Origin of the sequence: Microbulbifer celer (genome assembly GCF_020991125.1) — a bacterium.
In the GTDB taxonomy this organism is placed as follows: Bacteria; Pseudomonadota; Gammaproteobacteria; order Pseudomonadales; family Cellvibrionaceae; genus Microbulbifer; species Microbulbifer celer.
On record NZ_CP087715.1, the window covers coordinates 2,601,059 to 2,626,971 of the forward strand.

At 58.7% G+C, this 25,913-nt stretch carries 21 protein-coding genes and 2 tRNA genes; 2 read left to right on the top strand and 21 right to left on the bottom strand.

Annotation, left to right across the window (positions count from 1 at the left end):
- Nucleotides 1-26 precede the first annotated feature (26 nt).
- Nucleotides 27-3,245: an efflux RND transporter permease subunit gene (locus tag LPW13_RS10920; protein ID WP_230435358.1), complete on the top strand. Its 3,219-nt coding sequence runs from the start codon at nt 27-29 to the stop codon at nt 3,243-3,245.
- Between the two features lie 85 nt (nt 3,246-3,330).
- Here LPW13_RS10920 and LPW13_RS10925 read toward each other — a convergent pair whose 3' ends face one another.
- The 9 genes from LPW13_RS10925 to LPW13_RS10965 form a co-directional block, all read right to left on the bottom strand.
- Nucleotides 3,331-3,591, bottom strand: coding sequence for a hypothetical protein (locus LPW13_RS10925; RefSeq protein WP_230435359.1), 261 nt, complete (start codon nt 3,589-3,591; stop codon nt 3,331-3,333).
- Between the two features lie 118 nt (nt 3,592-3,709).
- On the bottom strand, nt 3,710-3,970 hold the full coding sequence (locus LPW13_RS10930; protein WP_230435360.1) for a hypothetical protein: 261 nt from the start codon (nt 3,968-3,970) through the stop codon (nt 3,710-3,712).
- Between the two features lie 629 nt (nt 3,971-4,599).
- Nucleotides 4,600-6,273: a dihydrolipoyllysine-residue acetyltransferase gene (gene aceF / locus LPW13_RS10935; protein ID WP_230435362.1), complete on the bottom strand. Its 1,674-nt coding sequence runs from the start codon at nt 6,271-6,273 to the stop codon at nt 4,600-4,602.
- 30 nt (nt 6,274-6,303) lie between these two features.
- Entirely contained in the window at nt 6,304-8,973 is a 2,670-nt protein-coding gene (aceE, locus tag LPW13_RS10940) for a pyruvate dehydrogenase (acetyl-transferring), homodimeric type (protein WP_230435363.1), read from the bottom strand.
- A 685-nt stretch (nt 8,974-9,658) separates the two neighbouring features.
- The gene (locus tag LPW13_RS10945) at nt 9,659-10,258 is read right to left on the bottom strand and encodes a class GN sortase (RefSeq protein ID WP_230435365.1); all 600 of its coding nucleotides are present in this window, start codon (nt 10,256-10,258) and stop codon (nt 9,659-9,661) included.
- Nucleotides 10,255-12,615, bottom strand: coding sequence for a marine proteobacterial sortase target protein (locus tag LPW13_RS10950; protein ID WP_230435367.1), 2,361 nt, complete (start codon nt 12,613-12,615; stop codon nt 10,255-10,257). Before LPW13_RS10950 ends, LPW13_RS10945 begins: the two co-directional genes overlap by 4 nt.
- Nucleotides 12,616-12,771: 156 nt before the next feature.
- Nucleotides 12,772-13,875: a phosphoribosylaminoimidazolesuccinocarboxamide synthase gene (locus tag LPW13_RS10955; RefSeq protein WP_230435369.1), complete on the bottom strand. Its 1,104-nt coding sequence runs from the start codon at nt 13,873-13,875 to the stop codon at nt 12,772-12,774.
- A gap of 213 nt (nt 13,876-14,088) precedes the next feature.
- Complete coding sequence (locus LPW13_RS10960; RefSeq protein ID WP_230435371.1) at nt 14,089-15,198, bottom strand: AI-2E family transporter; 1,110 nt, start codon at nt 15,196-15,198, stop codon at nt 14,089-14,091.
- Between the two features lie 45 nt (nt 15,199-15,243).
- Nucleotides 15,244-15,510, bottom strand: coding sequence for a sulfurtransferase TusA family protein (locus tag LPW13_RS10965; protein WP_230435373.1), 267 nt, complete (start codon nt 15,508-15,510; stop codon nt 15,244-15,246).
- A 229-nt stretch (nt 15,511-15,739) separates the two neighbouring features.
- Here LPW13_RS10965 and LPW13_RS10970 point away from each other — a divergent pair, with 229 nt between their 5' ends.
- Nucleotides 15,740-17,257, top strand: coding sequence for a M48 family metalloprotease (locus LPW13_RS10970; RefSeq protein WP_230435375.1), 1,518 nt, complete (start codon nt 15,740-15,742; stop codon nt 17,255-17,257).
- A gap of 237 nt (nt 17,258-17,494) precedes the next feature.
- On the opposite strand, the gene nadA is transcribed toward LPW13_RS10970, so the two are convergent.
- From nadA to ybgC, 12 genes are all read right to left on the bottom strand, one after another.
- Nucleotides 17,495-18,562, bottom strand: coding sequence for a quinolinate synthase NadA (gene nadA, locus LPW13_RS10975; RefSeq protein ID WP_230435377.1), 1,068 nt, complete (start codon nt 18,560-18,562; stop codon nt 17,495-17,497).
- 207 nt (nt 18,563-18,769) lie between these two features.
- A tRNA-Lys gene (locus LPW13_RS10980) sits at nt 18,770-18,845 on the bottom strand.
- A gap of 94 nt (nt 18,846-18,939) precedes the next feature.
- Nucleotides 18,940-19,015: transfer RNA gene (locus tag LPW13_RS10985), tRNA-Lys, on the bottom strand.
- A 106-nt stretch (nt 19,016-19,121) separates the two neighbouring features.
- On the bottom strand, nt 19,122-19,796 hold the full coding sequence (gene queC / locus LPW13_RS10990) for a 7-cyano-7-deazaguanine synthase QueC (protein ID WP_230435378.1): 675 nt from the start codon (nt 19,794-19,796) through the stop codon (nt 19,122-19,124).
- A gap of 34 nt (nt 19,797-19,830) precedes the next feature.
- Entirely contained in the window at nt 19,831-20,511 is a 681-nt protein-coding gene (gene queE / locus LPW13_RS10995) for a 7-carboxy-7-deazaguanine synthase QueE (protein ID WP_377563025.1), read from the bottom strand.
- A gap of 191 nt (nt 20,512-20,702) precedes the next feature.
- A complete protein-coding gene (ybgF, locus tag LPW13_RS11000; protein ID WP_230435382.1) occupies nt 20,703-21,530 on the bottom strand; it encodes a tol-pal system protein YbgF in 828 nt (275 codons plus the stop codon).
- Nucleotides 21,531-21,545: 15 nt separating this feature from the next.
- Nucleotides 21,546-22,028 (bottom strand): OmpA family protein, encoded by a 483-nt coding sequence (locus tag LPW13_RS11005; protein ID WP_230435384.1) that lies wholly within the window; start codon nt 22,026-22,028, stop codon nt 21,546-21,548.
- 138 nt (nt 22,029-22,166) lie between these two features.
- The gene (gene tolB / locus LPW13_RS11010; protein ID WP_377563090.1) at nt 22,167-23,462 is read right to left on the bottom strand and encodes a Tol-Pal system beta propeller repeat protein TolB; all 1,296 of its coding nucleotides are present in this window, start codon (nt 23,460-23,462) and stop codon (nt 22,167-22,169) included.
- Nucleotides 23,462-24,232: a cell envelope integrity protein TolA gene (gene tolA, locus LPW13_RS11015; protein WP_230435388.1), complete on the bottom strand. Its 771-nt coding sequence runs from the start codon at nt 24,230-24,232 to the stop codon at nt 23,462-23,464. The genes tolB and tolA overlap by 1 nt, the downstream gene beginning before the upstream one ends.
- Nucleotides 24,233-24,251: 19 nt before the next feature.
- The gene (gene tolR, locus LPW13_RS11020; RefSeq protein WP_230435389.1) at nt 24,252-24,683 is read right to left on the bottom strand and encodes a protein TolR; all 432 of its coding nucleotides are present in this window, start codon (nt 24,681-24,683) and stop codon (nt 24,252-24,254) included.
- A 31-nt stretch (nt 24,684-24,714) separates the two neighbouring features.
- Nucleotides 24,715-25,404 (bottom strand): protein TolQ, encoded by a 690-nt coding sequence (gene tolQ / locus LPW13_RS11025; RefSeq protein WP_230435391.1) that lies wholly within the window; start codon nt 25,402-25,404, stop codon nt 24,715-24,717.
- Nucleotides 25,391-25,813, bottom strand: a complete 423-nt coding sequence (ybgC, locus tag LPW13_RS11030) for a tol-pal system-associated acyl-CoA thioesterase (protein ID WP_230435393.1) — start codon at nt 25,811-25,813, stop codon at nt 25,391-25,393. Before ybgC ends, tolQ begins: the two co-directional genes overlap by 14 nt.
- Nucleotides 25,814-25,913 lie beyond the last annotated feature (100 nt).

The following is a 25,913-nucleotide window of genomic DNA, read 5'->3' on the forward strand; positions in this document are numbered from 1 at the left end:
CGCCACCGCACACGGGGTAACTCTGTATGAATTTTTCCCGATTTTTTGTCGACAGGCCGATCTTCGCCTCGGTGCTGTCGATCATCATCTTCGTGGTTGGTCTGATCAGCATTCCGGTGCTGCCGGTGAGCGAATACCCGGAAGTGGTACCGCCGAGTGTCGCGGTGACCGCGCGCTACCCGGGCGCCAACCCCAAGACCATTGCCGAAACCGTCGCCACACCGCTGGAGGAAGCCATCAACGGTGTGGAGGACATGATTTACATGAAATCCGTCGCCGGCAGTGACGGCACATTGTCGCTGACCGTGACCTTCAAGCTGGGTACAGATCCGGACCAGGCCCAGGTGCAGGTGCAGAACCGGGTCTCCCAGGCGCTGCCGCGGCTGCCGGAAGACGTACGCCGCCAGGGTGTCACCACCCAGAAGCAGTCCCCCAACCTGATGATGGCGGTACACCTGATTTCTCCGGACGACCGCTTCGACGCGACCTATATCCGCAACTACGCGGTGCTGCATATTCGCGATGAACTGGCGCGCATCCCCGGCGTCGGTCAGGCGGGGCTGTTCGGGTCCGGCGACTACGCCATGCGCCTGTGGGTGGACCCGCAGAAAGCCGCGGCCCTTGGGGTAACCGCGTCCGACATTGCCAGTGCGGTGCGCGAGCAGAACGTACAGGTTTCCGCCGGCCAGATCGGCGCCCAGCCGATGCCGGGGGAAAACGACTTTCTGATCTCCATCAACGCCAAGGGGCGCCTTACAAGTGCCGAGGAATTTGGCGATGTGGTGCTGAAAACCGGCAATGACGGCGAGATCACGCGCCTGCGGGATGTCGCGCGTGTCGAGCTGGCCGCATCGGAGGACACCCTGCGCGCGCTGCTGAACGGTCGCCAGGCTGTGGGCCTGCCGATCTTCCAGGCACCGGGCTCCAACTCGCTGGAGGTCGCACAGGCGGTGCGCGAGAAAATGGCCGAGCTGGACGATCACTTCCCGGAGGGGATGGAATGGGAGATCGCCTACGACCCGACGGTATTTGTCAGCACCTCGATCAAGGCGGTGATCAAAACCCTGCTGGAGGCAGTGCTGCTGGTGGTACTGGTGGTGATCCTGTTCCTGCAGACCTGGCGCGCGTCGCTGATTCCGCTGTTGGCGGTGCCGGTGTCGATCATCGGCACCTTCGCGGTGCTGCAGCTGCTGGGCTTTTCCATCAACACCCTGACCCTGTTCGGCATGGTACTCGCGATCGGTATCGTGGTGGACGATGCCATCGTGGTAGTGGAGAACGTCGAGCGCAATATCGAGGAGGGACTGAAACCGCTGGCCGCCGCCCACCAGGCCATGCGCGAGGTGAGCGGGCCGATTGTCGCCATCAGCCTGGTGCTGTGCGCGGTGTTTATCCCCATGGCATTCCTGGACGGTATCACCGGCCAGTTCTACCGCCAGTTCGCCATGACCATTGCCATCGCCACGGTAATCTCCGCGGTCAATTCACTGACCTTGTCACCGGCACTGGCGGCGACGCTGCTGAAGCCCCACGGCGCCCGACCGGACCTGCCCGCGCGCGCGATCGATCGTCTGTTCGGTTGGATATTCCGCCCGTTCAACCGCTTCTTCAACAAGAACGCCGAACGCTACCAGCACCTTGTAGGCCGCAGCCTGAACCGGCGCAGCCTGGTGTTCGCGGTCTACGCGCTGCTACTGGCGGGTACAGTATTCATGTTCAATCAGGTGCCCGGCGGGTTTATCCCGACTCAGGACAAAACCTACCTGGTGGGCAGTATCCGGCTGCCGGAGGGCGCCTCGCTGGATCGCACCGAGGCCGTGGCGCGGCGCGTCAGTGAACTGGCACAGGAAACCGAAGGCGTGTCCCACGCCGCCGCCTTTGTCGGTTTCAATGCACTGCAGCGCACCAACACGCCGAACGTCGGTACGGTGTTCGTGCTGTTCGACGATTTCAGCGAGCGCGATCGCAGTGCCGAGGAAATTGCCGCAGAACTGAATGCCAAGCTCGCAGGTATCAAGGAGGGGTTTGCGGTCAGCTTTATGCCGCCGCCGATCTTTGGACTCGGCGCCGGTTCCGGCTACTCGATGTACATCCAGGACCGCACCGGCGCCGGTTACGGCGAGCTGCAGACCGCCACCAACGAACTGGCCGGCGCCCTCAGCCAGACGCCGGGGCTCAGCTATCCCTTCAGTTCCTACCAGGCCAATGTGCCGCAGCTGGACGCGGAGGTGGACCGGCTGCAGGCCAAGGCCCAGGGCGTGCGCCTGGACGACCTGTTCGGCACACTGCAGCTGTATTTCGGCTCCCTGTATATCAATGACTTCAACCAGTTCGGGCGCACCTACCGGGTCATGGCACAGGCGGACGCGCCGTTTCGCGACGAGATAACGGATATCGACCATCTCTACACCCGCAACAACCGCGGCGAAATGGTGCCGATCAACACCATGGTGCAGCTGAAGCAGAGCTACGGCCCCGACCCGGTGATCCGCTACAACGGCTACCCGGCCGCGGACCTGCTGGGCCAGTCCAACCCGGCGGTGCTGTCGTCCGGCGAGGCGCTGGCAACCGTGGAGCGGGTGGCGGCGCAGACGCTGCCGGCGGGCATGACCATTGAGTGGACCGATCTCAGCTTCGAGCAGGTCAACCGCAGCAACGCATCGATGCTGGTATTCCCGCTGGCGCTGCTGCTGGTGTTCCTGGTGCTGGCGGCGCTCTACGAGAGCTGGGTGATGCCGCTGGCGGTGATCCTGATCGTGCCCATGTGTCTGCTGGCGGCGCTGTTCGGCGTGTGGCTGACCGACGGCGACAACAATGTATTCGTGCAGGTGGGCCTGGTGGTACTGATGGGGCTGGCGTGCAAGAACGCCATCCTGATCGTGGAGTTCGCCCGCGAACTGGAACTGGAAAAAGGCCTGGACCCGGTGCGCGCCGCGCTGGAAGCCTGCCGCCTGCGCCTGCGCCCGATCATCATGACCTCGGTGGCGTTTATCGCCGGGGTGGTGCCGCTGGTGATGGCCAGCGGCGCCGGCGCCGAAGTGCGCAACGCCATGGGCATCACGGTGTTTACCGGCATGATCGGCGTGACGCTTTTCGGCCTGCTGCTGACGCCGGTGTTCTATGTGGCGCTGCGCAAGCTGGCGGGGCACCAGCCGCACCTTGCGCCAGTGCCAACGCAGGAACCAGTGCCAAAGCAGGAACCAGTACCGCAGCAGGAACAGGTCGCAGCGGCAGCCAACGGCTGACGATGATGCGCAGCAACCCGCGCATCAGGTGCGGCGCTCCTCATCCCGATCCTTGAGATACGCCCTGCTGCCGCGATTGGGCCTGTCAGCCGGCCGTGCACCAGGCGCCGGTATCCAGCTGGTAGCACACCGCATCGTCCATCAGACAGGACTGCGCCGTGGGCACCTGCGTGTCACCGGCGAAGCAGTTGCGGGGATAGGCCGGTGCCAGATAGGCGGGTACCGGAGACTGTACGTAGGTAGTGGGCGTGCCGGTGAGGTCACACCAGAATCCATCCATACTGGTGGTGTTGCTGCAGCCCGCCGCGAGTATCACCGCGGCGGGAAGTATCCAGCGCTGTTTCATAGGGGGTTCCTTCCATGAACCTTTTATATGAACCTGAATCGATAATTGCCGACTCAGGAAGCTCAACGCAGACCGTTCGCCGCGGTAACGCGGCGGGCAGTCTCCGGGTTTCCCATGCTTACTTTTCGTAAACGATACAGCGGCGCCCACCGGAGATTTCATAACACTGGGCCGTAGCCGGGCAAATGGAACCGGGCGCCAACTCTTCGGCATCACCCGGACAACCGTCGTAATTGGTTTTCTGCTCGGTGTGCGCCGGTGCACGGGGGATGGGTGCACTGTTAGGGTAGACCACTTGATCGCGCACGCTGCTGGTACCACAGGCCGACATCAATGACGCTGCCGCCATCAGGGAAAATATCATCGCTCGTTTGCGCATGGTGCCCTCCTGCACGCTCTTTGGTACTTTGCCAAGCTCACTCGCCGCCGCTGCAGATCCGGATCAGTAAACACGCATCACGGGGAAAAACCAGCACGGCGACCCCACATTACTATCACTGGACTCAATTGCACAGTGGCGACCTGGTCTGGCTGACAGTGAGTTACTGGGCATATAGTTTCCCGCTTCCACAAACTCTCCCCCCTGGTAATTTTCAACCGGAGAGTAGAAGAACGGGTCAGTGTTCTGTTCATCATCATAGGGGGCGAATATACAACCTTGTAACTGTAACACCGCGCCCAGTGCTACAACGGCCATCCCTGTACGCTTCATGGTACGACTACCTCATATTTCTTTCGATACCACTTTCTTTTTCGGTATCCGCTATCTTGCGGTCCACGCGGATAGATCCGATATTTTCAGTTTAGCCGCCTTGCGCACCAAACCACCACCGATCAAAATACAAACAAAAATATCGGCGCAGAAATAGTCAAAAAGAAAATTCTGGCGACGATAACGCAAAACGGCACCGCACACTTTGCCACCAGGGTTCCGTCTTTTTAATAAGCAAAAAAAAGCGCCAGACGGTTTCCCGCCTGGCGCTTTTTTACTGATGACCACAGCCGGTATTACAGCAGCAGTCGACGCACGTCGGCCAGCACACCAGCCAGGTAGGTCAGGAAGCGACCCGCGTCACCACCGTTCACCGCGCGGTGGTCGTAAGACAGTGCCAGGGGCAGCATCTTGCGCGGCTCGAATTCCTTGCCGTTCCATTCCGGACGAATGGCCAGCTTGGAAACACCGAGAATACCCACTTCAGGCGCGTTGACGATCGGCGTAAAGCCGGTGCCGCCGATGGCGCCGAGGCTGGAGATGGTAAAGCAGGCACCCTGCATGTCGCGGGGTTTCAGCTTGCCATCGCGGGCAGCAATCGCCATCGCAGTGGCTTCTTCCGCCAGCTCGTACAGGCCTTTCTTGTCTACGTCTCGGATTACCGGAACCATCAGGCCCTTCGGTGTATCCACTGCCATACCGATGTGCACGTAGTCCTTCTTGACGATGTGCTCGCCATCGTTGTGCAGGGATACGTTGAAGCTCGGCACTTCGCGCAGCGCAGCCGCCGCGGCTTTCAGCAGGAACGGCACCGGAGTGAGTTTCACACCGCGCTTCTCTGCTTCGGCTTTCATCGCCTTGCGGAAATCTTCCAGCTCGGTAATGTCCGCATCGTCGAACTGGGTGACGTGAGGCACGTTCAGCCAGTTGCGGGACATATTCGCCGCGGTGAGCTTGTGGATCTTGCTCATGGGCTCCACATTCACCGGGCCGAACTGGCTGAAGTCGATTTCCGGCATTGGCGCAATACCGATACCTCCGCCAACGCCAACAGAACCGCTTTCCGCCTTCTTCACCTGCTCTTTGATGTAGGCGTGCAGGTCGTCCTTGGTAACGCGGTTGCGCGGGCCGGTAGGCTTGACCTTGTTCAGGGTCACACCCAGCTCGCGCGCCAGTTTGCGCACCGCGGGGCCGGCATACACCTCGGCAGAAACCGTGAGGTCCCGCTCCAGGTGCGGATCGCGCTTGGGCGCTTCCTGCGGAGCTTCCGCTTCGCTCGCGGCCGCAGGTGCCGGCGCATCGGCAGGCTTGGATTCTGCAGATTTGGATTTGGCTGGCGCGGCTTCACCGCCACCGCTCTCGCCCGCAGAAAGGGTCTTGATCTTGCCGATCACGTCACCGGTGGAAACCTTGTCGCCTTCCTTCACGGAGATGGAAACGATGGTACCGGAAGCGGAGGACGGTACGTCCATGGACGCTTTGTCGCCTTCAACAACGATCAGGGCGTCGCCCTCTTCCACTTCGTCACCGGCGGAAACGGAAATCTCGATCACATCGACGGCATCGGCACCGCCGAGATCCGGGACCTTGAGCTCCTCTTCCTTCTCTTCGCCACCAGCGGAAGATGCCTCTTTGGAGGGCTCCTCGGCCGGCTCGGATGCCGCTTCTTCGGGTGCCTCGGATTTTTCTTCCGCGGGTTCTTCAGCGCTGTCGTCGTCGGATTGGCCTTCGCCTTCCACTTCGATTTCGCCAATAACGTCGCCTTCGGAAACCTTGTCACCTTCCTTGACGGAAATACTCAGGATCTTGCCGGCAACGGGTGCGGGAACGTCCATGGAGGCCTTGTCGCCCTCCACTACAATCAGCGCATCCTCTTCGGCGACCGTGTCTCCGGCCGCGACCGCGATTTCAATGACATCGACCTGATCGGCACCGCCGAGATCAGGCACTTTAATGACTTGTTTTGCCATAATGCTTTGCCTTATTCCTTAACAGCGGGTTTAGACCAGACGCGGATTCACTTTTTCCGGGTCGATGTTGAGCTTCTTGATCGCATCCGCCACTTCACTGGCTTCGATCACACCCTGCTTCGCCAGGCCGCTCAGCGCTGCGATGGCCACGTAGTTGCGGTTCACTTCGAAGAAGCGGCGCAGCTGCTCGCGGCTGTCACTGCGGCCGAAGCCGTCGGTGCCGAGCGCGATCATGTCGCCATCGATAAACTCACGCAGAGGCTCCACGTAGGCGCGGATGTAATCAGTAGAGATCACTACCGGCGCCTCGTTCCCTTCAAACTGCTCGGTAACCCACGCTTTGCGCGGCTCTTCCGTGGGGTGAAGCATGTTCCAGCGCGCCACGTCCTGGCCCTCGCGGGCCGCTTCGGTAGCGGAGGTCAGGTTCCACACGTCGGAAGTTACGCCAAATTCGTCAGCGAGAAGGTCTGCCGCCGCCTGTACTTCGCGTAGAATGGAGCCGGCACCGATCAGCTGTACGTGTTTCTTCGCTGCCTTGCCTTTGCCTTTCTTGCGGGAATTGGCATCCAGCTTGTAGATACCGCGGATGATGCCTTCCTCGACACCTTGCGGCATTTCCGGCTGTACGAAGTTTTCGTTCTCGATGGTGACGTAGTAGAACAGGTTTTTCTGCTCTTCGTACATCTCCTTGAGGCCGTGACGGATGATTACCGCCAGGTCGAAACCGAAAGCCGGGTCGTAGCTCTTACAGTTCGGAATAGTGCCGGACAATACCAGGCTGTGTCCGTCCTGGTGCTGCAGGCCTTCGCCATTCAGGGTGGTGCGGCCGGCAGTGGCGCCGATCAGGAAGCCGCGCGCCTGCATGTCGCCCGCCGCCCAGGCCAGATCGCCGATGCGCTGGAAGCCGAACATGGAGTAATAGATGTAGAAAGGCACCATCGGCACGCCGTGGTTGCTGTAGGCCGTCGCCAGTGCGATCCATGCGGACATGGCGCCGGCTTCGTTGATGCCCTCTTCCAGTACCTGGCCTTTCTTGTCTTCTTTGTAATACATGATCTGGCCGTGGTCGACCGGGGTGTATTTCTGCCCCTGAGAGGAGTAGATACCCAGCTGACGGAACAGACCTTCCATACCGAAGGTACGGGCCTCGTCCGGCACGATGGGCGCGACGTTCTTGCCCATCTTCTTGTCTTTTACCAACACCGACAGTGCGCGTACGAACGCCATGGTGTTGGAAATTTCGCGGTCGCCGGAGCCCTTGGTGAGCGCGCTGAATGCGTCCAGTTCCGGGATTTCCAGTTTCGCCACTTCGGTACTGCGGGACGGTACCGGGCCACCCAGGGACTTGCGGCGTTCCGCCATATACTTCATTTCCGGGCTGTCGGGCGCCGGACGGTAGTACGGGACTTCCTCGATTTCCTTGTCGGTAATCGGGATCGCGAAGCGGTCGCGGAAGCGCTTGAGCGATTCGGTGTCCATTTTCTTGACGTTGTGGGTATCCATGGCCGCTTCACCCGCGGCACCCAGACCGTAACCTTTTACGGTCTGCGCCAGAATCACGGTGGGCTTGCCTTTGCTCGCCATGGCTTCTGCGTATGCCGCGTAAACCTTGTACGGGTCGTGGCCGCCGCGGTTGAGCTTCATGATTTCGTCATCGGAGAGGTCTTTCACCATCTCCTCGAGCTCTGGGTATTTGCCGAAGAAGTGCTCGCGGGTATAGGCACCCCCATTGGCTTTGAAGTTCTGCATCTCGCCATCGACGGTCTCGTCCATGACTTTCTGCAGCAGGCCTTTGTCGTCTTTCTCCAGCAGCGGATCCCACAGGCGGCCCCACAGCACTTTAATTACGTTCCAGCCGGCACCGCGGAAGACGCCTTCCAGTTCCTGCACAATCTTGCCGTTACCACGGACCGGGCCGTCCAGACGCTGCAGGTTACAGTTGACCACGAACACCAGGTTTTCCAGGTTCTCGCGACCGGCCATGGAGATGGCGCCGAGGGTTTCCGGCTCGTCACACTCGCCATCACCCAGGAATGCCCACACCTTGCGATCGCCGCGCGGAGACAGACCGCGGGCGGACAGGTAGCGCATGATATGCGCCTGGTAGATCGCCTGGATCGGCCCCAGGCCCATGGATACGGTGGGGAACTGCCAGTATTCCGGCATCAGCCACGGGTGCGGATAAGAGGACAGGCCCTTGCCGTTTACTTCGCGACGGAAGTTGTCCAGCTGCTCTTCATCGAAGCGGCCTTCCAGATAGGAGCGGGCATAGATACCCGGCGCGCTGTGGCCCTGGAAGAAGATCAGGTCGCCGCGCTCTTCGCCCTCGTTGCCGCGGAAGAAGTAGTTGAAGCCCACATCGTACAGCGTCGCCGCAGACGAGAAGCTCGCGATATGGCCACCGAGGCTATCGCTGTTGGAGTTGGCGCGAACAACCATCGCCAGTGCGTTCCAGCGAATCAGTGAACGGATGCGGCGCTCCATGAACAGGTCGCCTGGCATCCGCTTTTCCGCTTCCGGCGGAATGGTATTGCGATAAGGGGTGGTGATGGCCGCCGGCAGCTGAACGCCAATGTTCGTGGCGCGGTCAGACAGCTGTTTCAGCAGGAACGCAGCGCGCTCTTTGCCGCTGAAGCGGATGACCGCCTGCAGCGCGTCCAGCCATTCCTGCGTTTCCTGGTTATCGGTTTCTTCGTGCATCAAATGCTCCTCGGCGAATATGCGACGTCGAGTCGGTGTTTTTATCGTCAGAATTTTTGCGCCGCAACAGTACCCCAAAGACCGGGGAAGCCCCCTGCGCTCGTCACTGAATGCGCCAATTTGCCGCCTCGAGTGGCGGAAAAGCAGCGCTCACTGTTCAGTATTTCGACACTGACGGTGAATTCAGAGGGACTGTGCGACCTGAATACCGCCGGCCGGAATCCCTTTCGGAGGTTCCTGTAAACCGGCTCGACTTTGAATTCGGCGTTGAATCCAAGCCCGCTTTATCAGAAATGCGACCTGTCGGACGCCGACAAAACGGGATGCAAGTGCTCAAGCGGGGGCGATTGTAGTATTACTACAAAGGTTTTTCCAGACAGGACGATTAGTAACAATTAAAACCAAATTGTAAAACAAATATTTGCCAAACAGGCATTTTAGCGGAATAAATGATGGAGAAAGACGGGTATAGGGTGACAAAATTGAGTCCAAAAGTACGCCCCTGGTCACACTTTTGCAGAGGTGCGTACTATTGTGGGCACGAGCGTGCAAGGTCAAACCGCCCACAAAGGCAGTCTGCACCGACCTTCTACAGGTCGCTTCGCCCCCTCAGAAACCTACAGACAATAAGGGATAAAGAGGCAGTTCGAACGGCACACCACGACCGACAACAGAACCCCTTCTCTTACAGCTGAACCAGATCTGCTTCACCGAGGTACTCCGCGTAAACAAGAAAACGCAGCGGACCGCCGGCATCCAATGCATTAAACGGGTAACAGGTCACCAGCAGCAGTCCACGCTCGGAAAAAACCGGCAACTCGGAATGCCGGCTATCCACAACGCCGGTGTGCCGAACCCGGAATCTTTGCCAACGTCCGTTTGCCTCCTGTAAATGTACTTCCATTCCGGGCTGCAATCGGCCCAGCCCGCGAAAGTGCGTATCGCGATGCGCGGCGATGACCGTGGTGCGGGGTTGCTGCGCCTGGCGAGGATCCCCCGGCAGCGCGGAGGCCTCGTGTAACCCCGGGCCAAATGCCAGCGCCTGGCCACTGGTGCCCGCCAATACCATTAGCGGTGCCTCCTGCCCCAGCTGGAGGCTGGCCACCGGCCATGTATCCGCCCAGGGCCAGGGTTTTCGCTGCTCTCCGGTAGTGAGTTGTTGAGACCAGGCGCGGGCAATCAGTATTTGCGACAACTCCGCCTTGACCAGCATCCAGGAGCTCGCTGCCAGCTGCCAGAGTCCCACACCAATAAGGAGGTACGAAAGCGTCCGCCAGACTTTCACCGCATGCCCCCGTTCGCCAACTTCAGCTTCGCTTCCAGACGCGAGCGCCGCTGGCGTACATCCGGTACACGACGGCGCAGCCATCGGCGCGCTGTCCGCGCCAGATATGCAGCGCATTTTCTACAACTGAATCCGCGTAAGCGATTGCGCAGACGACGCTGCCCGCGCAATACCAACCCCACCGTCAACGACAGCACTGCCATCAGCATGTGCGCGTAGATACCGAGTCCTGTGGATGGGTAGGCACCAGATTGCAACACCTGCCCACGGGCGACGGCGTTAGGCACCGGCGACGACTGTAGATCCGCCTCCGCAGGGCGCACCGGCGTTTCTTCCACGGCCACAAAACTGGTATAGGGACTGGCCAGCTGATAATTCAGCGCCAGTGCCAGGATCTGCTCTTTGAGGGAATTCCCGCTTCCAGGGAGAGCCCGCTGCTCGGCACGCAATGCGGCAATTTTGGATCGCGCCCACAGGCTGCCAATACTCATCTGCTCTGAGTCGACCGCGAGACCAGCGAGGGACAGGTTGCGTCGAAAGCGCTTGCCAGCCAGACGGCCGCTGATCTCAATATTTCCAGCTTCCGCCCTCCCTGGCAGATCGCCTTCCACCCGGGCAATCAATCGTACCGGCTCTCCACGATAAAGGTCTGGCAGTTTTTTCGGGTAGGCTTCCACCACCAGCCCCGCCGGCCAGCGGATTTGCAGATCGGTGACCAGTGGATTTTCCAGTTTGGCGAACAGCCTCTGCATCTGCTGCTGCACTTCCTTCAGGTCACCAATCTGCACAAAGGCACCGCGCCCGTATTCCGCAGCGCGCGCCATAAAGTGACTGTTGGGCGCAGAACCGATGCCCACGGGAAACAGCCGCACCTGCCCCAACCGCTGGCGGATAATCTCGAACAGCGCGCTCTCGTTACCGACGGCCCCATCGGTAATAAATACCACCTGTCGAACCAGCTCACCGGGTTCATCACTCAGCTGCTGCGACAGTGCCTCCTTGAGGGCCGGAGCCATTTCCGTACCGCCGCGCGCCTCTAAGGATTCCACCCAATCACGGGCACGTTGAACAGTTTCGGCCGAGGCCTGGACCGGCCTAGGATAGAAATTCTGATACTGGCTGTTGAACTCGATCACATTAAACCGGTCCCTGGTGCCCAGTCGATTCAATGCCAGCAACAGACTCTCTTTAGCCTGACGTATTGAACTACCACTCATGGAACCGGACGTATCCACAACGAATATCACTTCCCTTGGCAACTTCCTGCTTACCGCAGCACCGCTGTCCGGGGGCAACATTAGCAGCTGCAGAAAATGATCCCCCGCCGCACTTTCCCCACCCCGCTCCGCAAACAGGGCGGCGGAAGGCATGGCGGAGGTTTGCGGTCGCCAGTAGAGGGCAAAATCCCGATCCATATTTGAATGGCCGTTTTTCAGTACTACCCGATAGCGATGTTCGGCCTGTCGATTGAAATCAATCTCATGGTAGGGGCTGTAAATATCTGCCAGTGGCAGCCCCATCCCCAGATCTACAGAAATGGATACCTGATGACTGCCAGTGGCGGACAGTTCCTGCATGGGCATCATGGTGGGCGTGATTTTATCGGCGTCTGCAACCTGATCCGTCGGCAGTGCCCAGCCATGGGAATTGAGCCCGACGGTTTGCTCTTCCGCGATGGGAGTGCCGGGAATATAACGGGGTGTCAGTGTGGTAGGCAGGCGCAGGCTGAATTTACCCTGATCAAAACGCAGCGTCTGTAAATAGCGAACCTCCACGGAAATTTTCTCACCCGGTGCGATATTGGCGATGCGACTGGTAAACAGGTTGGGGCGCTGCTGCTCCAGCAGCGCCGCCCGCTTTCCAGCAGCGCGAGCCTCTTTGTAGATCTTCTGCGCCTGCTGCCGTTCGCGCACTTTTCCCACAATGCGCCGCTCGCCAATACGGATTTCCAGTCCGTTGACGGCGGCGTTTTCCGGCAGTGGCAGCACGTAGACCGCCTCCTGCCACTGATCGCTGCGGTTGGTAAATTTCTGCTCCAGTGTCACTTCTGCAGCGAGACCACGTACGTTCACCTGTACTTCTGTACCCAGGTGTAACGCCGGCTTGTAGCGCCCCGGTTGCTGGCTTTTGAACAGCAGATCGCCACTGCCGGTATCATTGATGGAGACCGTCTCTTCCCCCACCATCTCCTGTGCACGCGCACCCACCGCGGCCACCAGTACCGCAATGATGGTTACCAGAAACAGCAACCAGCTTCCGCCATGGCGCCTGCGGTTGCGACGGCGATAGTATTCGTCGGTCGGTAAAATCAGCAGTTCGCGATCAATACGCGGGGGATGAAAAAAAGGACGGTTCACTGGGGCCTCCACAATCTGGGTTGATGGAGACATTAAACCGGGGCAATCGGGCAGAGGACGGGAAGGATCCGGGCAGGAGGAGGGTCAATTATGGCGAATTGTGGCAGGTATCAAAAAAGCCGGCACAGTGGCCGGCTCTTTTCTTCAGGAACAAACTCAGTCAATCAGACCATACTCATCCCGAAGCACCTGGATGATTTCTGCTTTCGGGTTATCGGAGATCTCGAGTTTTTCACCAATGACTTTTTCCGCAATCCCCACGTAAGTCGCGGAGACATTCTTCAGCATGGACTCCGGCAGTTCATTGTCCCGCGCCAGCGCCTCGCGCTCATCCATACGATCCTTGTTCAGCAGAATATCGGGGTCCGGGAAGTGGTTCAGCAGCGCCTGGCGGAAGCCCTCTTTCGAATTTTCCACAACCTGGCCATTGCGGTACTGCTCGCCATCCCAGATTCGCGAGGAATCCGGCGTCCCCACCTCGTCCATATAAATCAGTTTTTCATTGCCCGCGGCATCGGTGACGTAACCAAATTCGAACTTGGTATCCACAAATACCTGATCCACTTTCTCCAGCGCCGCAGAGATCACATCGAATCCCTCTTTCAACAGCTTCTCATACAGAGCGATATCATCCGCGGAGCGGAAGTTGAAGGCAGCAAAGTTATCCTGGATATTCTGGCGGGTAATGTTGACATCATCCGCCTCCGGTACCCCGGGGATCCCCCTGAGAATACCTTTGGTAGAGGGAGTGATCAGCAACTCCGGGAGCTTCTGGTCTTTCCGCAGACCGTCGGGCAATTCGATACCACAAAATTCCCGCTCGCCCTTGCTGTAAGCGCGCCACATGGAGCCAGTAATATACTGGCGGGCAATGGCCTCGATCATTACCGGGCGCGCCTTCTGCACAATCCACACCGCCGGGTGCGGAATATCCAGAATATGGCTGTCCGCCAGCCCCTGCTCCTTGAACAACCGGAACCAGTGATTGGAAATCGCATTCAGCGCAGCGCCCTTACCCGGCACCCCGCGCATACCGCCCTCACCTTTCCAGATACAATCGAACGCGGATATCCGGTCGGAAATCACCATCACCGCCAGCGGCGCATCGGGCGTTACCGGATAGCCCTTCTCTTCGATCAGGCGGCGACTGTCCGCTTCGCTCAGCCAGTATACGGAGCGCACTTTGCCACTGTGGACAGGCTTGTCGGTGCGGATGGGCAAATCGTTGTTGACCGCCAGTACTTTGTCAGCAAGGCTCATGGATCTTTCCTATCTAAATACAGGTGTGATTTCAGGGGTACGGAAGGGAGAACACCACCGAGGACCTGCTCAGAAGTCCCCGATTCAGAAATTCCCGGGCCCGCGTCAGAGGCTCCCTGCCCCGCGGGGGGATTACGGCGGCAAATTCTAGCAAATCCCCGACCATTACTCATGAGCGGAACAGCATGAACCAAGCAGGCCGGGTAAGCCCGATCAGGCATCCGGCCCCGGTTCCGGGGGTTCCAGCACTTCCCGTGCCTGCCACTCGGCCTGGTGTTCACTGGTGGGCCAGGCGTTCAGAATGGCCTTGAACAGGGTTGCCAGCGGAATAGCGAAAAACACGCCCCAGAAACCCCAGATACCGCCAAATACCAGTACCGCAAGAATAATTGCCACCGGATGCAGGTTTACCGCCTCAGAAAACAGAATCGGCACCAGCACGTTGCCATCCAGCAGCTGGATCATGCCGTAGGCGAAGATCAGCCAGAAAAACTCGCTGCTCCAGCCCCACTGGAACAGGCCGATCGCCGCCACCGGAATAGTGACGACGGCGGCACCGATATACGGGATCAGCACCGAAAGCCCCACCGCAACCGCCAGTAACAGGGCATAGTTCACATCCAGCAGCAGGAAGGCGGCATAACTCACCACCGCCACAATGGCGATTTCAATCACCTTGCCGCGCACATAATTCGCCACCTGGTCGTTCATCTCATACCAGATCTGGCGCAACATGGGACGCTGGTGGGGCAGAAAAGAAGCGCACCAACCCAGCAGTCTGCGGGAGTCCTTGAGAAAGAAAAATACCAGGATCGGCACCACCACCGCATAGATCAGAAAAGCCGCCAGGATTGGCAGGTTGGCAATGGAGAAGGTGACCACGGTCTGTCCCAGCGACCCCAGTTCACTGCCAAGGGTATTGAATATCTCATCGATCTGGGCCGCGCTCACCAGTCGCGGGTAGCGATCCGGCAACAGCAGCAACAGTTCCTGACCTCGGTCGATCATGTTCGGTAACTCGGAGAACAGACGCACCGCCTGACGCCAGATGATCGGCAACACCACGAACAATAGTGCGACGATGGTTCCCACCAGTACCAGGCAGGCGATGGTAACCGCCAGCCAGTGCGGCACCTTCCAGGATGTCAGCCGCTGTACCATCCCCTGCAACAGGAACGCGATCACCAATGCCGCCAACACCGGCGCCAGTACTTCCCCCAGGGTTGCCAGCACTACCAGAGCCGCCACCAGCAGCAAGCTGAGGATGACCACCTCTTCCTGGCCGAAATAGCGATTAATCCAACTACGTACAATCGCGAACATACTTTTACTGTTTCTCCTGCCGGTTTTTCACCGCCGTATTCGATATCAGGCCTGAAGCCAGTAGTGATACTCATCGCCGCGGCGTTCACTGCGCAACAGCGGCACCCCGCTCAAACGGGAAAAACTTGCGAAATCCGCCTCTGAACCGGGATCTGTCGCAATCACATGTAACAGCTCCCCGGGACTCCGCTGGCGCAGCGCTCTGCGCATGGCCAGCAATGGCTGCGGGCAAGGCAGCCCGCGGGCATCTACCCTGTATGCTGAGTCCCAATCCCGCGCTGCCGTCATGGCCTGTTTGTCTGATCCAGTCATTGCGCCACCGTTGTACCGAGCTGTTGTACCGAGCTGTGAACCCAAGGGTGAACGGAGAGTACAGAATTAAGAGGTCAAAAGCGTAAAAATCGGTAAAGCCGTGGATTATAACGGCCGTAAGCGGTCAAAGGGCAGAACCTTTTCAAGTAACGCTGATCAAAACCTCGACAGTCTCACAGGGTTACGTATAGTGTTAGCGGTAGGTATTACCGGCAGGCGCAGTTGAAATATGACCGATAATTACTCCAAATTCATCTCCTCCGCCACCGATCGATGGCAGCGGCTGGTCAATGGATCCGTTGCGCTTGCCCGTGGGCTCGCCCTCGGACTGCTGCTGGGCGGTGCGCCGCTGGGCGCAACCGCCCAGGACGACCACCATATCCGCCTGCCGGAGCTGGGCGACTCCAGTAGTGGCCTGGTATCCCGCGGGCGGGAAAAAGAGCTCGGCCAGATGTGGCTGCGCATGTTCCGCAGCCAGGTAGCCACCTCCCACGACGCACTGCTACAGCAGTATGTGGAAAACTCCCTCAAATCCCTGGCACAACACAGCCCACTCGAGGACAAGTCCCTCGACGTGGTGGTGGTCAAAAATGAGACCATGAACGCCTTCGCGGTCCCCGGCGGCGTAGTGGGTGTTCACACCGGCCTGTTCCTGTTTGCGGAAAACGAAGATCAGTTCGCGTCCGTGCTCGCGCACGAACTGGCGCACTTGAGCCAGCGCCATTACGCCCGCTCCCTCGAGGCCCAGCGCAACAGCACCATTCCCACTCTGGCAGGCATGCTGGGCGCCCTGGTGCTGGCAGCAACCGCCGGTGGCGATGCCGGCCTCGCCGCCATGACCGCAACACAGGCGGCGGCTCTGGACAGCCAATTGCGCTTCTCACGCCAGAATGAACAGGAAGCGGACCGGGTCGGTATCGAGACCCTGGCCAAGGCGGGCATGGATCCGCAGGCAGCCGGGGAAATGTTCGAACAGATGCTCAAGGCCACCCGCTACTACCGCCGTCCGCCGGAGTTCCTGCTCACTCACCCAGTCACAGAGAAACGGATTGCAGACGCCAAACTGCGCGCCAACCGCATGGAGAAAATCCCCCTGCGGGATAGCCGCGAATACCACCTGATGCGCGCGCGGATCCGGGTCAATGCGGAAGCCACGCCGCAGCAGGCCGTAAAACGCTTCCAGGCGGAACTGCGCGGCATCAACGATAACGAAGATGCCGCCCGCTACGGCCTCGCACTGGCCCAGAATGCCGCAGGCAAGCCGGATACCGCCCTGGAAACCCTGCAGCCCCTGCTGGACAAGGAGCCGGATAAAGACGCCTTCGTCCTCGCGCGGGCAGATATCGATCTCACGCGCCACGATTACACCAATGCAACCAGGCGGCTACAGCAGGCGGTGGACAAAAGCCCCAAAAATCACGCGCTGATCATGGGCCTTGCGAATGCGCACTTCAAAGCCGGCAACTATCTGGCCGCGGAGCGTATTCTCAAGAAGCACAGCCGTGTGCGCCGCAAAGATCCCGCGGTATGGTACCTGCTGGCAGAAACACACGGTCTTGCAGGGGATATTATCGGCGTGCATGAGGCGCGGGCGGAGTACTACATCCTCAACGGCGTGTTCGACAAAGCCCTGCAGCATCTCCGCCACGGCGTCCGCCTGGCGAAAAATGACTACCAGACCCACGCGATTCTCGAGCAGCGCATGAAGGATGTGATCAAGATGCAGCAGAAGGCGAAAGAGCTATAGTTCGCGGCAGGTATTGGACGGGTCCCTTGGCGGCACCCAACAACCATCCACTTTCGAAGTAACACCGTTAGAATTTAAGGCAGAGTGCTGGGGGCGGATTTTCAGGATCGTCGCAAACAGGATGTTTGCGCCGAAGCGCCCAGGGATGGGTTTACAACGCTCCTGAAAACCCGCCCCCAGTGCTTTGCCGCCACCACTCCAGCTTCAGAGCACTTTTACAGAGCCAGCTAAAGACAATCAATCTAATGGCTTGCGGAAATCCAGCATCCGCTGCAACGGCATCATTGCGCGCTTGCCCAGCTCCGGGTCGACAAAAATCTCGTTGTCGCCCCGCTCCAGCACACCACACAGATTCTCCAACGAGTTCATCGCCATCCACGGACAATTGGCACAGCTGCGACAGGTGGCCCCCGAGCCCGCCGTAGGCGCCACAATCAGCTCTTTATCCGGACACTGCTGCTGCATCTTGTAGAAAATGCCCTGGTCCGTCGCGACGATAAACTGCTTGTTAGGACGGGTCTTGGCCGCATTGATGATCTGGGAGGTGGAGCCCACCACATCCGCCAACTCCACTACCGCGGCCGGAGATTCCGGGTGCACCAGCACCAGAGCTTCCGGATAAAGTGCCTTCAGATCTGCAACACCCTTGGCCTTGAACTCCTCGTGCACGATACAGGCGCCGTCCCACAGCAGCACATCGGCACCCGTCTGCTTCTGCACATAGCTGCCCAGGTGCTTGTCTGGCGCCCACAGGATCTTTTCTCCCAGGGAGTCCAGGTGATCGACCACATCCAGCGCGATACTGGACGTCACCACCCAATCGGCACGGGCTTTCACCGCAGCCGAAGTATTCGCATAGACCACCACCGTACGATCGGAGTGCTGATCGCAGAATGCGGAGAACTCATCAATAGGACACCCCAGATCCAGGGAGCAGGTCGCCTCCAGAGTCGGCATCAACACCCGCTTGTTGGGCGTAAGAATCTTGGCGGTCTCCCCCATAAACTTAACCCCGGCGACAATCAGGGTATCGGCCTGATGTTCGGCGCCAAAACGGGCCATTTCCAGGGAATCAGAAACACAGCCACCGGTTTCCTCGGCGAGCTGCTGAATCAACGGGTCGGTGTAGTAGTGGGCGACCAGCACCGCGTTCTGTTCTTTCAGCAGTCGCTTGATGCGCTCCCGCCACAGGTTCAACTCTTCTTCACTGTATTGCTGCGCACCGGGATGCGCCAGGTATTCCTGAACAAAGTCCCGCGCATCAATCGGGCTGGAAGAAGCAATTTTCTCACTACTATCGGTCATACGTATCTGCTACTGCCGGAAAAGAGCGGCATTATAACGCGCTGAAAAAATTTCGCTGGTTTGGACAGTGTAACGTCGAAAGCGCTGCGCCTGTATCAGCCTTTTGAGCAACCGTCTGTTCAGGAAAGAAACCTGAAAACAGCGATAGAACCAGAGACGACAACGGAATTGTATAAAGCGCGATGGATAATGGGATAAAAGAGGAAATGGTGGGTCGTGCTGGATTCGAACCAGCGACCAATTGGTTAAAAGCCAACTGCTCTACCAACTGAGCTAACGACCCATCGAAAGCCAGAAATCTTCTGATTGAAGACCTCTGTTCAGACTGCATAGCGATCCACTTGGTAGAACATGGACACGCTATGGAAGGGGATAAATGGTGGGTCGTGCTGGATTCGAACCAGCGACCAATTGGTTAAAAGCCAACTGCTCTACCAACTGAGCTAACGACCCTTAATCCCCCTCGCTGTGAGGAGCTGCGTATCTTACGGATCTAATCTGAAAACACAAGTCCCGATGACAAAAAAATGTCTAACAATTTGAAGGGGTTACACACCCACTACGCATACACCGTGGGATCGGCCAAACCCGCCTCGGCAAAGCCCGCCGCACGCAACCGGCAGCTGTCACAGCGACCGCAGGCCGCGCCGCCGGGCTGCGCCTGATAACAGCTCACAGTGAGACTGTAATCGACCCCCAACTCGGTGCCACGCTTCACGATATCGGCCTTGCTCATCTCCATCAGGGGCGCGCGGATATTCAACTTATTGCCCTCCACCCCGGCGCGGGTGGCCAGGTTGGCCATCTGTTCGAACGCCTCGATATACTCCGGTCGGCAGTCCGGGTATCCAGAATAGTCAACAGCGTTCACACCCACAAAAATATCCTGAGCGCCGAGTACTTCCGCCCACCCGAGGGCAATGGACAGGAATACCGTATTGCGCGCCGGCACGTAGGTTACCGGGATGCCACCCGTCTCCTCCTCCGGCACGTCGATGCTGTCATCCGTCAGCGCTGAGCCACCAATGACTCTAAGGTCGAGCTTTACCACCTTGTGTTCACGGGCCTCCTGGTCTGCCGCGACCCGCTGCGCCGCCATCAGCTCGGCGCTGTGCCGCTGACCATAGTCAAAACCCAAAGCGTAACACTCGTAGCCTTCGGCTTTGGCCATTGCCAATACGGTGGCGGAATCGAGGCCGCCAGACAGCAGCACCACCGCTTTCTTGCTCTTCATAATACTCTCTCCGAATCTTGCACCGGGCTTGGATTTACACCCCGGGAATATCGCCCCACAGCAGCTTGTGCAACTGCATCTGCATCCGCACCGGCAGCCCATCCTCCAGAATCCACTCGGCCAACTGCCGTGCCGGCAGCTGTTCATAGCTGGGGGAAAACAACACCTCGCCCACCTTTTCCGGCAGTTGATACTGATCCAGGGTGAATCTCGCCCACTCGTAGTCAGCGCGGTCACAGATCACGAACTTGACCTGATCTCGCCGAGTAAGCAGCGGAATATTGTCCATTCTGTTGCGGGATTGCTCTCCTGATGCCGGCGTTTTCAGGTCCACCACCCGGGAAACCCGCGGATCGACTTTATCCACCGGCATGGCGCCACTGGTCTCCAGGGAAACTTCAAAGCCCGCATCGCACAGTGCGGTAAGCAGCGGCAGACAATTGGGCTGCGCCAACGGCTCGCCACCGGTCACACATACGTGGCGCGCAGGATGGCTCTGCACCTTTTGCAGAATCTCTGCCAACGTCATGCGTTCACCACCGTAAAACGCGTACTCGGAGTCACAATAGGTACACCGGAGCGGGCAGCCCGTCAGACGCACAAAGACGGTGGGCAGACCGGCGTCCCGCGCTTCCCCCTGCAGGGAGTAGAACAGTTCGCTGATACGGAGGGACTCTGCAGTCAGGTCAATTTCGGTCGCGGCCATAGTCCTCATACGCCCATGTTACAGCGTGGCCGCCCTGCGCTCGGAAGACGGTCCACATAAAAACGCCCGGATGACAATGCCATCCGGGCGCGGGATCATAGAGTTTTTTTGATCACAAAACCAGCACCCCCGACGGTAACGTGCTACGGAATAGGCAGTACTGATACGGGGAATGTTGTTGCGAAAAATGCAGCTACTGGCTACTGCTGGAAGTTCTGCTGCAAGTACTTCTCGGCGAGGCCGGAAGCACGGGCATCACTGCCAGCCACCTGCTGCAACAGCTCTTTGGCCTTGGCATCATCCCCCAGCTGGTGATAGACAGTGCCCAGTTTGTAGCGGCCATCCCAGACCTTGCTGGAATTGGGATAACCATCGAGCAGCGCCACAAACCACTGGCGCGCCTCTTCTATATTGCCCTGCACCAGTGCGATCTCGCCCAGCCAGTAGTTGGCGTTGGGAGCATACTGGCCGTTGGGATAATCCTCCAGCAGGCTTTTGAAGGCTTCGCTGGCGCCAGCGTAATCTCCCTTGCGGGCGAGGCCGAAGCTCGACTGATAGCGCTCGCGCTCATCTTCAGAATTGCCGGAATTTCCACCGGTAGTCGGGGAAACTGCTGCCCCCGAACCGTTTGCGGAAGCGCCCTGCTCTTCTTCACCATCGCCGGGCTCACCTTGCGCCGGCGTACCGGACAGACGGCTGATACGGCGATCGAGGTCCATATAGTCTTCTGTGCGCTGCTGGCGCAGTCGCTTGACCTCGTGCCGGAGCTCTTCCACGGCGCCACGCAACTGCTGAACTTCCTGCTGCAATACCTGCATCTGGTAGTAGGCATCGGCGCTGGAATCACGCCCTTGGGTGGCCGACGTGCGGCTTGCCAGTTGTGGATAACTGGGCGGTGGCGGGGTTGCACTCCCCTGATTGACAGACGAGTCACTGGACAGATCGACAATCGGGGCCTGCGCGAATACGGACGACGCCGCAGCCAGACTGGCTGCGGCGATCGCGATACTTCTAATCAGAAATGACAATTGCATGTTTCTAGATTAGTTGATTACCACGCGACGGTTCATAGCACGGGCGCTCTCGCTGGAACCTTCCTGTGCCGGACGCTCTTCACCGTAGCTGATTACTTCCAGGCTGGAGGCGTCAACGCCTTGCAGTACCAGGAAATCACGCACGGCATTGGCGCGACGCTCACCCAGGGCCAGGTTGTATTCGCGAGTACCCAGCTCGTCAGCGTGACCTTCCAGGCGTACGGTACCGGTGGTGGCAGCGCGCATGCGGTCGGCGTGCTTGATCAGCAGCTCACGGGTAGAAGGCTTCAGCAGGGTCTGGTCGAAGTCGAAATAAACGACATTGTCCAGCGGAACTGCAGTTTCGGTAGGAGTAGTGTCTTCAACCACCGGAGGAGGGGTCTGATCAACTACCTGCTCGTTCGCGCTATCGTCGGTATCGGTGCTGGAACAACCGGCCATCACTGCCAGTACACACGCCAGACCCAGACCAGTTTTTACTGATTTAAACATAAACAACTCCGCTTTAGTGTTATCGAGAAATCCTGTAAGACTTAAAAACCCAGCTTCACAATTTATTGGGCTCACTTGTTCTTAATTGTTTGACCTCACACCTACCCCGTACACATAAGGTACAAGGCAGGTACTGCATCAATCAAAGTAAGGCGACCACGCCGGTTCGCGGACATTTCCCTGCTGCGAGGGCAGGCTGTATTTCACCCCGGCATCCAACGATACCGCAGCCAGAATACCCTTGCTCCCCCGCTTGGTGGCGTACATCAGCATGGCGCCATTGGGCGCAATACTCGGGGATTCGTCCAGACGTGTCTCGGTCAGGACACGCATTCTGCCGGATACAATATCCATCGTAGCGATCGTAAACACCCCCCTGCTACGGTGTACCATAACCAGCGTTTTGCCATCGGGAGACACCCGCGGACGCGCGTTGTAGTCGCCATCGAAGGTTAAGCGGTCTACTTGACCGGTGGCAAGAGTCAATTGATAAATTTGTGGCTTACCTCCCCTATCGGAAGTGAAAACCAGCGAATTGCCGTCAGGCATCCAATTCGGCTCGGTATCGATGGAGAAGTGGCGGGTCATTCGGGTAAAACGACCACTGTTCAAGTCAAGGACGTATATCTCAGGGTTGCCATCTTTCGACAACACCATCGCGAGTTTGGAGCCGTCCGGGGACCAGGTCGGCGAGCTGTTCAACCCCTTGAAGTTGGTCAGCTGCTGACGCGCCCCGGTGTGGATATTTTCACGGAAGATCGCCGGGCGCCCGGTCTCGAATGAGACGTAGGCTACTTCTTGCCCACTGGGGGACCAGCTGGGAGACATGACCGGCGCACTGAAACGGCGAATCTGGCGGGCGCGGGCACCATCGATATCTGACAGCATCAGCGCGTAACTGGGCTGACCACCGCGCTGGGTCTCCTGTACATACACCATCTGGGTTCCGAAGGCACCGCGGATACCGGTGATCGCCTCGTAAATCTCGTCTGCGGCACGGTGAGCCACATCCCGCAATTGCTGGGCACCGCCGGTGACCTGCTTGGTGAACATCTTGTGCTGGCCAAAGATATTCACCAGGTCGAAGCTCAGCAGATACCCCCCGGCCTGAGGCTGCATACGGCCGGTGACTACGTACTCGGTCCCGAGAATGCGCCAGTCCCGAAAGCTCACCTCTTCCGGTGTCTTCGGAAATGACAACATGTCGTCACGGGGTACCGGCGCGAACAGGCCGCTACGACGCAGGTCAGCAGAGATGATGGACGCCACATCCTCGGCCAACACACCACTGCCGGACCAATCAAACGGGACGACCGCGATGGGAGTGGGATTCTGTGCATTCCCCTCAATCTCCACCACCAGCTGCGCCCGGGCAGTGACAGCCAGCACACAACTGACCAGGGTGACTAACAAAAGAGAGACGGTTTTTTTCATCATTGACGCAGGCCTTCGGCTTTAAAAATCAATTTTGTCGTACGCACCTGGCGCTCGAACAGTGACGGCTCTTCGCGAGCCATATCGGCCACTTCCGGGAAAACCTCTACCTTCTTGACCGCGGTAACCACAGATCTATCCAGCGCAGCATTGCCGCTGCTCTTGGTAATGTTGGCGGCGACGACACGTCCGGTGGGCACAAAGTTGATCTGCACTTCGACCACCATGCCGTTGCGCGCGCTGGGAGGCAGGTTCCAGACCGCTTTAATACGCTGCTGGATCGCCTGGGCGATGGACATGACGACTTCAGAATCCTCACTGGCTTCCTGCAGTGCCTCTTCATCTTCGAGCGCGTCCTCGAATGCACTCTGACGCTCTTGCTCCAGTTGCTCCTGACGTTCGCGCTCTTTGCGCTCCTTTTCCTTGCGGGCTTTTTCTTCCGCTGCGCGCTTTTTCCGGGCCTCTTCGGCTTTGCGTTTTTGCTCCGCCTCTTTCTTCTTGCGCTCAGCGGCCGCCTTGCGCTTCCTTTCCTGCTCCGCCTTGCGGCGACGCTCTTCCGCTTCGCGACGCTGCTGAATCTTGTCTACTTTCGGTGGCGCTTTTTTCTCGTTCGCCTTGGACTCCAGGGTAACCAGCTTCGCCTGCACAAACTTCGGCATCGGCTTCAGCTCGCGCTTGTGCTCGGCCTCCCAGCCGAACGCGAGCACCGCAACCAAAAATGCATGCAGCGCAATACTGATAATCACCGCCGGACCGTAGGAGCCTTTCATGATTGACTGCTGCTCCCGATCATTCCGACGGCGGCTCGGTAACCAGGCCCACACTCGGGGCCCCGGCCTGCTGCAGGTGGGTCATGGCGCCGACAATAAGGCCGTATTTCGCCTCGGAATCGCCCCACACCAGTACCGGTGTCTTGGGCTTCTGGCGCAACACCTTGGCCACGGTTTCCTTGATCTCACTCAACGGCTTGGCGGCCTTTTCATCATCACCCAGATTCAGGTAATAAGTGCCATCGGCACGCACGGAGATGATCAGAGGCTCGTCATCGGTATCATCGATGGGCGCCGAGGGTGCGTCCGGCAGATCCACTTTGACGCCCTGCATCAACAGGGGTGCCGTCACCATAAAGACGATCAGCAGTACCAGCATCACGTCGATATAGGGCACCACATTGATCTCGGAGACCAGCTTGCGCTTGGGGGCTTTGCGAAAATTGCTCATTGCTAAGCTCTATCTTTGCTGCCGACAGGCATCAGCTGGAGTGCACTTTGCGGTGCAGAATGGAGGAAAACTCCTCGGCAAAGGTCTCGTAGCTGGACAACAGCCACTCGGCCTTGGCGGAATATCGGTTATAGGCCATCACCGCAGGGATCGCTGCGAACAGACCCATGGCGGTTGCCACCAGCGCCTCGGAGATACCCGGTGCTACGGTGGCAATGGTGGCCTGGTGCATGGTGGCGAGGCCGCGGAAAGAGTTCATGATCCCCCACACGGTACCGAACAGCCCGATATAAGGACTGACAGAGCCCACCGTAGCCAGGAATGGCAGGTTCATTTCCACCTTTTCCTGCTCCCGGGACATGGCCACGCGCATGGCGCGCTCCGTGCCTTCCATCACTGCTTCCGGGCTGCTTTTACCCTGCTGACGCAGACGGGTGAATTCGGTGAAGCCGGCGCGGAACAGGGATTCCACCCCGTCCATCCGCCCCTTCTCCGCGCGCGCATTGCCGTCGCGGAACAGTTGATTGAGATCGGCACCGGACCAGAATTTACGCTCAAAGTTGATGAGCGACCTTCTCGCCCGGGAAAGGTAGGTACCGCGCTGGATGATCATCACCCAGGAAATCACCGAGGCCAGCAGGAGCATCAGCATAACCAGCTGTACCAGCAGACTGGCACTGGAAATCAGCCCCCAAAGAGAAAGTTGTTCACCGGCATTCATGTTGTCGACTCACTGCCTTTAATGCTTGATGGATATTGTCCGGAAGTGCGCAGGGTTTGCGGGTGGCATCGCCTACGCAAGCCACTTTGACCGTCCCTTCGCAAATAATTTCATCACCGCGCCATATTTTTTGCTCGAAGGTCACCGCGGCGCGCCCGAGTTTGCCAACCTCGGCACTGGCCTGCAGTTGATCATCCAGTATTGCAGACCGCCGATACTGAACCTCCGCTGAATGCACCACCAGTAGCAACCCCTGGCTGGGCATGGCGGGCTTATCATAGCCCAGCGAGCGAACCAGTTCTGTGCGCGCCCGCTCCATATACTTTAGATAGTTGACGTAATAGACGATACCGCCCGCGTCGGTATCTTCGATATATACCCGGATGGGTATTGTGAAAGGCTCTGACACGCGTTGTCCTTCAGTTGCCAACCGCGAACCCGGTTATTCTTGTTACCAGTGACATCCATCCGCCCGCCTATGTTAGCCGGCGGAGAAGATTATGCTACAG

Bases quoted from the DNA above. Each gene is read 5' to 3' on its own strand.
- tolQ (WP_230435391.1), bottom strand. From the start codon at position 25,404: ATGAATGCCGGTGAACAACTTTCTCTTTGGGGGCTGATTTCCAGTGCC.
- LPW13_RS10965 (WP_230435373.1), bottom strand. From the start codon at position 15,510: ATGACTGGATCAGACAAACAGGCCATGACGGCAGCGCGGGATTGGGAC.
- aceF (WP_230435362.1), bottom strand. From the start codon at position 6,273: ATGGCAAAACAAGTCATTAAAGTGCCTGATCTCGGCGGTGCCGATCAG.
- LPW13_RS10930 (WP_230435360.1), bottom strand. From the start codon at position 3,970: ATGCGCAAACGAGCGATGATATTTTCCCTGATGGCGGCAGCGTCATTG.
- tolB (WP_377563090.1), bottom strand. From the start codon at position 23,462: ATGAAAAAAACCGTCTCTCTTTTGTTAGTCACCCTGGTCAGTTGTGTG.
- LPW13_RS10955 (WP_230435369.1), bottom strand. From the start codon at position 13,875: ATGAGCCTTGCTGACAAAGTACTGGCGGTCAACAACGATTTGCCCATC.
- tolA (WP_230435388.1), bottom strand. From the start codon at position 24,232: ATGAAAGGCTCCTACGGTCCGGCGGTGATTATCAGTATTGCGCTGCAT.
- nadA (WP_230435377.1), bottom strand. From the start codon at position 18,562: ATGACCGATAGTAGTGAGAAAATTGCTTCTTCCAGCCCGATTGATGCG.
- LPW13_RS10925 (WP_230435359.1), bottom strand. From the start codon at position 3,591: ATGAAACAGCGCTGGATACTTCCCGCCGCGGTGATACTCGCGGCGGGC.
- aceE (WP_230435363.1), bottom strand. From the start codon at position 8,973: ATGCACGAAGAAACCGATAACCAGGAAACGCAGGAATGGCTGGACGCG.
- LPW13_RS10960 (WP_230435371.1), bottom strand. From the start codon at position 15,198: ATGTTCGCGATTGTACGTAGTTGGATTAATCGCTATTTCGGCCAGGAA.
- queC (WP_230435378.1), bottom strand. From the start codon at position 19,796: ATGAAGAGCAAGAAAGCGGTGGTGCTGCTGTCTGGCGGCCTCGATTCC.
- queE (WP_377563025.1), bottom strand. From the start codon at position 20,511: ATGAGGACTATGGCCGCGACCGAAATTGACCTGACTGCAGAGTCCCTC.
- LPW13_RS11005 (WP_230435384.1), bottom strand. From the start codon at position 22,028: ATGTTTAAATCAGTAAAAACTGGTCTGGGTCTGGCGTGTGTACTGGCA.
- tolR (WP_230435389.1), bottom strand. From the start codon at position 24,683: ATGAGCAATTTTCGCAAAGCCCCCAAGCGCAAGCTGGTCTCCGAGATC.
- LPW13_RS10970 (WP_230435375.1), top strand. From the start codon at position 15,740: ATGACCGATAATTACTCCAAATTCATCTCCTCCGCCACCGATCGATGG.
- LPW13_RS10920 (WP_230435358.1), top strand. From the start codon at position 27: ATGAATTTTTCCCGATTTTTTGTCGACAGGCCGATCTTCGCCTCGGTG.